The organism is Actinomadura sp. HBU206391, assembly GCF_014323665.1.
Classification (GTDB): domain Bacteria; phylum Actinomycetota; class Actinomycetes; order Streptosporangiales; family Streptosporangiaceae; genus Actinomadura_C.
Genome location: NZ_JABVEB010000301.1, coordinates 1 through 6026, shown reverse-complemented (window position 1 = coordinate 6026; position 6026 = coordinate 1). Strand labels below are relative to the sequence as shown.

Genomic DNA, 6026 nt, shown 5'->3' with positions numbered 1-6026 from the left:
CGGCGCGGTCAGCTCGTCCACCGGTGAGGCCGCGATGCCGTTCGGCGTGCGGACCGGGAAGCCCTCACGGACCCAGTACTCGAAGCCGCCGATCATCTCCTTGACGCGGTAGCCGAGGCGGGCGAACTCCAGCGCGGCCCGGGTCGCCCCGTTGCAGCCCGGACCCCAGCAGTAGGTCACGACCACCGCTCCCGCCGGGACGAGTTCACCGGCCCTTCCGGCGATCTCGGCCGTGGGCAGGTGCACGGCATGGGGCAGATGGCCCTGTCGCCATGACTCCACGCTGCGGGAGTCCACGACCACGATGCCGGACGCACCGGATTCGAGGTCGGCATGGACGTCGCTCACGTCGGTCTCGAAGGACAGACGCGCGGCGAAATGAGCGGCGGCGGCCGCCGCCGAGGCGGGATCGGTCGCGAGAACGTTCGACATGGAACAGATCCTCACGCGGCGATGCGCGGGGGGAAATCGGCGTGGATGACAGCCTTCGCTAAGATCCCGCCATGCGGATCGGCACGCGAGGCCCCACGGTGGCGGTGCTCGCCTACGAGGGCATGTCCGCCTTCGAGACCGGCATCGTCACGGAGGTCTTCGGCCTGCCACGGCCCGAACTCGGTGTCACGTGGTACGACCTGCGGGTGTGCGCGCCGTATCCGGTGCGGATCGTCGGGGGCGGTGTCCTGCATCCCGCGCACGGTCTGGACGGCTTCGTCGCGGCCGACACGGTCATCGTCCCGGGTGTCGCGGACGTGCACCGCGATCCCGACCCGGACGTGGTCGCCGCGCTGCGCACGGCGCACGATCGCGGCGCCCGCGTCGTCTCCATCTGCTCGGGCGCGTTCGCCCTGGCGGCCGCGGGGCTGCTGGACGGCCGCCGGGCCACCACCCACTGGCAGTACGCGGACCTGCTGCGCCGGCGGCATCCGCGCGTCGAGGTCGACCCCGACGTCCTCTACGTCGACGACGGCGACGTGCTCACCGGGGCCGGAAGCGCCGCCGGCCTCGACCTGTGCGTCCACATCGTCCGTACGGACTTCGGCGCGGGCGTCGCCAACGCGGTGGCCCGGCGCCTCGTCGTACAGCCGCATCGCGACGGCGGCCAGGCGCAGTTCATCGAGGCGCCGGTCACCGGAGACCTCAGCGACGACCGGATCGCGCGCAGCATGGACTGGGCGCTGGAGCACCTCACCGACTCGCTCACCGTCGAACGGCTGGCCCGCCAGGCGCGCATGTCACAGCGCACCTACCTGCGGCACTTCGCCCGCTGCACGGGTACGAGCCCCGTGCGCTGGGTGCTCGCCCAGCGGATCCAGGCCAGCCTGCCGCTCCTGGAGAACAGCGACGCCTCCATCGAGCAGATCGCCAAGACGGTCGGCTTCGACACCGCGGTCACCTATCGGCACCATTTCACCCGCGCCATGAGGACGTCACCGTCGGCCTACCGCCGCGCCTTCCGCGCTCGCGGCACGAAATGAACCGGTCGGCGTCGCCGTTCGAGTGAGGGCGTTCCGGTCGATCGAACGGTTCGGAACCGCCCATTTTCGCAGCACGTCTCCGACGCAGGACGGCGATTCGTGACCTAACTCGGCCATCCGCTTGATTCGCACGCACGGCTACGGAACGTTCTCTTCCCATACCTGCTGTAGTTCTCCGCAGCTGTTCTGCACATGCGGATGCCGCACGTTAACCCCCCGCGAGGTCACCTATGACCAGTCCTTTCGTACGGCGCCGGCGACTCGCCACGGAGCTGCGCACGCTCCGCGAGGAAAAGGGCATGACCGCCGGCCGACTTTCCCAGCTCCTGCACCAGTCGCGCATGAAGGTCAGCCGGCTCGAGAACGCCCATATCCGCCCGGACCTCGCCGAGATCATGAAGATCCTGGATCTCCTCGGCGTCACGGGCGACAAGTGGAACGAGGTCGTGCGGATCGCCCGCGACGCCGCCGAACGCGGCTGGTGGGACTCCTTCGGTGACGCCATGGGGCCTCGCCAGCGCCTCTACGCCGACCTCGAGTCCGGCGCTTCCCTCGTTCAGGAGTACAACCAGACCGCGATCCCCGGAGTCCTGCAGACACCGGAGTTCACCTGGGCCCTCGTGGAACTGGACAGACACGACGGGCCCATCAGATACGTCCCGGAGCGGATGGCCCAGGCACGGCTACAGCGGCAGCGAACGGTCTTCCACCCGGACGGGCCGCACTATGAGGTCGTCCTCGATGAGTGCGTGATGCGACGGCTGACCGTATGCCCGGCGGTGCTGCGCGCCCAGCTGCGCCATCTGGTCGACACGGTGTCCGCTGAGGCGCGCTTCACGGTGCGACTGCTGCCGATCGACGCGCGCATCACGGCAGGCCTCTTGCCGAGGTCGTCGTTCGCGCTCTACACGTTCCCCGATCCCGAGGACCCGAAGATGGCGGTCGTCGACACCGCCACCGCCGACCTGGTGCACACCGATCCCGGCGAGGTGGCGCGGTTCGAAGGCCATTACGACCGCCTCCTGCAGGCTTCGCTGTCACCGGCCGACAGCCTGAGTTCTCTCGGGAAGCTGGCCGACCGGCTCGCCGACGAGGAAGGAGCGGAGAGATGAGCGCGAGATACTCGGGCTGGCGCAAGTCACGTCGCAGCGCCCCGGACAGCTCGTGCGTCGAGGTGGCCGCCGCTCCTGACGGAGCCATCGGCGTACGCGACTCCAAGGCATGCGGGGACGGGCCCGTCCTGGAGTTCACCCGCGCCGAATGGACCGCCTTCACCGGCGCCGTCCGTGCCGGCGCGGAAGGCCGCCGCCGGAGCTGAACTCGGCCCATCGGCGACGCCGGCCGGAGATCGCGAGGTCGTGAGATGGCTCCGGGTGGAGCACTCCGTCGCGGATCTCCGGCCGCGTCCCGCGTCAGGAGTCGCCGGGGACCTGAAGGACCGCCTCGATCTCGAGGTAGATCTGGACCTTGTCTCCGAGGGCCATGCCGCCGCCGGGTATGGGTCCGTTGTAGGTGACGCCGAAGTCCATGCGGTCGATCTCTCCGGTGGCGGTGAACCCCGCACGAGCGCCGGCGAACGGGTCGGCGGCGAACGGGTCCGGGCCGAAGCCGTTGGCCTGGAGCCTGAGCGGGACCGGACGGGTCACCCCTTTGAGGGTGAGTTCGCCGTCGAGGACGAAGCCGTCGCCGTCCCGGCGGAGCCCGCTGGAGCGATAGGTCATGGTCGGGTATCTGTCGACCTCGAAGAAGTCGGCGGAACGGATGTGGTCGTCGCGCTGGGCGTTGGCGGTGTCGACCGAGGTCAGGTCGATCGTCGCGGTGACACTGGACAGCAGCGGATCCGCCGCGGTGACGATCTGGCCCGCGAACGCCGTGAAGCGTCCGCGGATCTTGCTGATCATGAGGTGCCGGACGGCGAAACCCACCTCAGAGTGGACCGGGTCGATGGCCCAGGCCCCTTCGACATAGCCGGGGATCTCGACAAGGTCGGCCGTCATGGTGTCTCCTTGAGTTCCGTAAAGTAAGTGAGTTCCCACAAGTGGTTCGGTTCCGAAGAGGAACTGCCTCCATCCTGGGGATACTCGCTGGATGTCCACAAGAAGGCACTTTTTACTGCCTCGGTCACCTGGAGAGAACCATGGGTTCCCCTCATCCCATCGCGAACCATCCCGTCGACTGCCGGGCCCGTGGGATCCTCGACCGCGTCGGGGACAAGTGGTCGCTCTACGTCATCGCCCACCTCGGTGAGGGCACCAGACGGTTCACCGAGCTCAAGCGAAACATCGACGGCATCAGCCAGCGCATGCTCACCGTCACGCTCCGCGGGCTGGAGCGCGACGGGATCGTCACCCGGACCATCTATCCGGTCGTGCCTCCCCGCGTGGAGTACTCGCTCACCGACATGGGCCGTACGCTGCTCGACACCGTCGGAACGCTGGTCGGCTGGGCCGAGAGCCATCTGGAGGAGATCGACGCGGCCCGTACCGCCTACGACGCCCGCACCCAGGAGACCGAAGCCCTGGGATGATCCGCAGCTCACGCTCTCGATCCCGCAGGACCGAATGGGACATTCAGGTCGATATGTCCTGTATAAGAACCTCAGGAAGGCCCGCAGGGAGCGCAGGACCCGTGGCCTGCGCAGGGCCGAGAACCGGTTCGTGCTCACCAGACTGCTCACCCCGCCGATCCGGCGCCGTACGGTCATCTGCACGCTCATCGCCGCCGGTTCGCTGATCTCCTTCTGGAGCGTCTCCACGTGGACGCCTCAGATCATCCGCGAACTGGCGACGGAGGACGGCCTCACCGGCGGCGCCATCGATCACCGCGTGTCGGTCGCCCTGATGCTGTTCAACGCCGGCGGGATCATGGGCTACGCCAGCTGGGGGTTCGTCGCCGACTGGGTCGGCCGCAGGAGCGCCTTCACGATCAGTTTCATGACCGGCGGCGTCAGCATCTTCTGCCTCTATCCCTTCGCTCACTCCTACGCGGTCTACCTGTGGGTCCTGCCGGTCGTGGGCTTCGGCCTGTTCGGTGCCCTCTCCGGCAATTTCGTCTATTTCCCCGAGGTCTTCGGCCCCAGCATGCGGGCCACCGGGATCGCGCTCGCCAACAGCGTGGGCCGTTATCTCACGGCAGTGGGCCCTCTGGCGGTGGGCGTGACCTCCACCGCGTGGTTCGCAGGCGACCTCGGCCTCGCGGCGACCGTCACCTCGTGTATCGGGTTGGTCGGCCTGATCGGCGTGGCCCTGACGCCGGAGACGCGCGGACGGGCACTGCCCTCGGAATAGCCCTGGCGGCGGACGGATCCGGCCGCGTTCCACCCCCAGCGCCACCTCGCTGTCGCGCCGTCCGGCCGCCGGAGGGCTCCCCGGTCGATGAGGGTGCCGAACACGGTCACTCCGAAGCGAACTCTGAAAGGTGGCTGATCCATGGTGACGACGGCGACCGGACTCATGGCGGGCTACCTGGTGGTCCGGGGCCATGGACGTTCATCGCCGTCACGGTCCCGGCTCTTCAGGTGCCGGCGGCGAGGTTCGCCCACACCACGGCGGGGGCGGCTCGGACCGCCGCCGACGATCAGTGCAGGAGGTCCAGTTCGAGATGGGCCGAGACGACCCAGTTGGGAACGTCGACGACCTCGGAGATCTTGAGGTCGGCGGCCACGCTGGCCAGCAGGTACGCGTCTGTCGGCGCCATGCCGGTACGGCTCGAGATCTCCTCGATCAGGGAGCGGGTGGCGTCCACGGCGGCGGCCATGAGATCGGGGCCGACACCGGTCGTCGCCAGCGCCGCACCCGTTCGCTGCGTGCGCGGGTGGGTCTCGACGATCGGGGTCTTGGGGGCGGCGCCGGTGCGCACGTCGACCCGGAGCCGTACGGTCGCCTCGGTCTCCACACCGGTGCCGGAGACCTCGCCGTCGCCCATCGCGGCGTGCGCGTCACCGAGCGACAGCAGCGCCCCCTCCACACCGACGGGAAGGATCAGCCGCGCTCCCGGACCGATGTGGCGGATGTCGAGGTTGCCGCCCCAGCGGCGGGGCGGCACCATCGAGTGCGGTCCGGCCTCGGGCGGGGCCACGCCGATCGTCCCGATCATCGGCACGACGGGCACCGACAGGCCCGGCAGGAGCTCCGCGCGGCCGCCCGCGATGGCGGAGATGCGCAGATGCGGGTCGGGGAAGTCGTCGGCGAGCAGGCCGAAGCCGGGAATGCAGGCGGTCCAGCCCCAGGTGCCGACGGCCACGTCGATGATGTCGATGACCAGCGCGTCGCCCGGGCGAGCGCCCTCGATCCGGAAGGGGCCGGTCACCGGGTTGACCCGGCCGAAGTCGAGGGCGGCGACGTCGGCCGCCACCGAGCCGGCGGTCAGCTGCCCGCCACTGGCCTCGGTGGTCTCGACCGTGAGCTCGTCCCCGCGGGCGAGAACCGTGATCGGCGCCAGCTCACGGTCCCACGCGGTGTGCGTCTCGGTGCGCTTGATGTGCATCAGTCCTCCAGGGAGAGAGATAGCCGATGATCATAGAGCCGAGCGCTGGTGCGATCAGGTGGAGGT

The 6026-nt window shown here is 69.3% G+C and carries 8 protein-coding genes; 5 read left to right on the top strand and 3 right to left on the bottom strand.

Translation table 11 applies throughout. The features are described from left to right. Window positions 1-432: rhodanese-like domain-containing protein (locus tag HKK72_RS34775; protein WP_187238657.1), on the bottom strand; the 432-nt coding region annotated here is incomplete at its 3' end. 71 nt (window positions 433-503) lie between these two features. Here HKK72_RS34775 and HKK72_RS34770 point away from each other — a divergent pair. From HKK72_RS34770 to HKK72_RS34760, 3 genes are all read left to right on the top strand, one after another. After that, on the top strand, window positions 504-1475 hold the full coding sequence (locus HKK72_RS34770) for a helix-turn-helix domain-containing protein (protein WP_187238656.1): 972 nt from the start codon (window positions 504-506) through the stop codon (window positions 1473-1475). A gap of 230 nt (window positions 1476-1705) precedes the next feature. Beyond that, window positions 1706-2587, top strand: a complete 882-nt coding sequence (locus tag HKK72_RS34765; protein WP_187238655.1) for a helix-turn-helix transcriptional regulator — start codon at window positions 1706-1708, stop codon at window positions 2585-2587. Next, complete coding sequence (locus HKK72_RS34760) at window positions 2584-2793, top strand: DUF397 domain-containing protein (RefSeq protein WP_187238654.1); 210 nt, start codon at window positions 2584-2586, stop codon at window positions 2791-2793. Before HKK72_RS34765 ends, HKK72_RS34760 begins: the two co-directional genes overlap by 4 nt. A 94-nt stretch (window positions 2794-2887) precedes the next feature. Here the strand turns inward: HKK72_RS34760 and HKK72_RS34755 are convergent, their stop codons facing one another. After that, on the bottom strand, window positions 2888-3472 hold the full coding sequence (locus tag HKK72_RS34755; RefSeq protein WP_187238653.1) for a YceI family protein: 585 nt from the start codon (window positions 3470-3472) through the stop codon (window positions 2888-2890). A gap of 140 nt (window positions 3473-3612) precedes the next feature. On the opposite strand from HKK72_RS34755, the gene HKK72_RS34750 reads away from it, so the two are divergent. Both HKK72_RS34750 and HKK72_RS34745 read left to right on the top strand, forming a co-directional pair. After that, window positions 3613-4002, top strand: coding sequence for a winged helix-turn-helix transcriptional regulator (locus tag HKK72_RS34750; protein ID WP_187238652.1), 390 nt, complete (start codon window positions 3613-3615; stop codon window positions 4000-4002). Window positions 4003-4036: 34 nt separating this feature from the next. Beyond that, entirely contained in the window at window positions 4037-4762 is a 726-nt protein-coding gene (locus HKK72_RS34745; RefSeq protein ID WP_187238651.1) for an MFS transporter, read from the top strand. A 289-nt stretch (window positions 4763-5051) separates the two neighbouring features. On the opposite strand, the gene HKK72_RS34740 is transcribed toward HKK72_RS34745, so the two are convergent. Further along, entirely contained in the window at window positions 5052-5960 is a 909-nt protein-coding gene (locus tag HKK72_RS34740; RefSeq protein ID WP_187238650.1) for an acetamidase/formamidase family protein, read from the bottom strand. Window positions 5961-6026 lie beyond the last annotated feature (66 nt).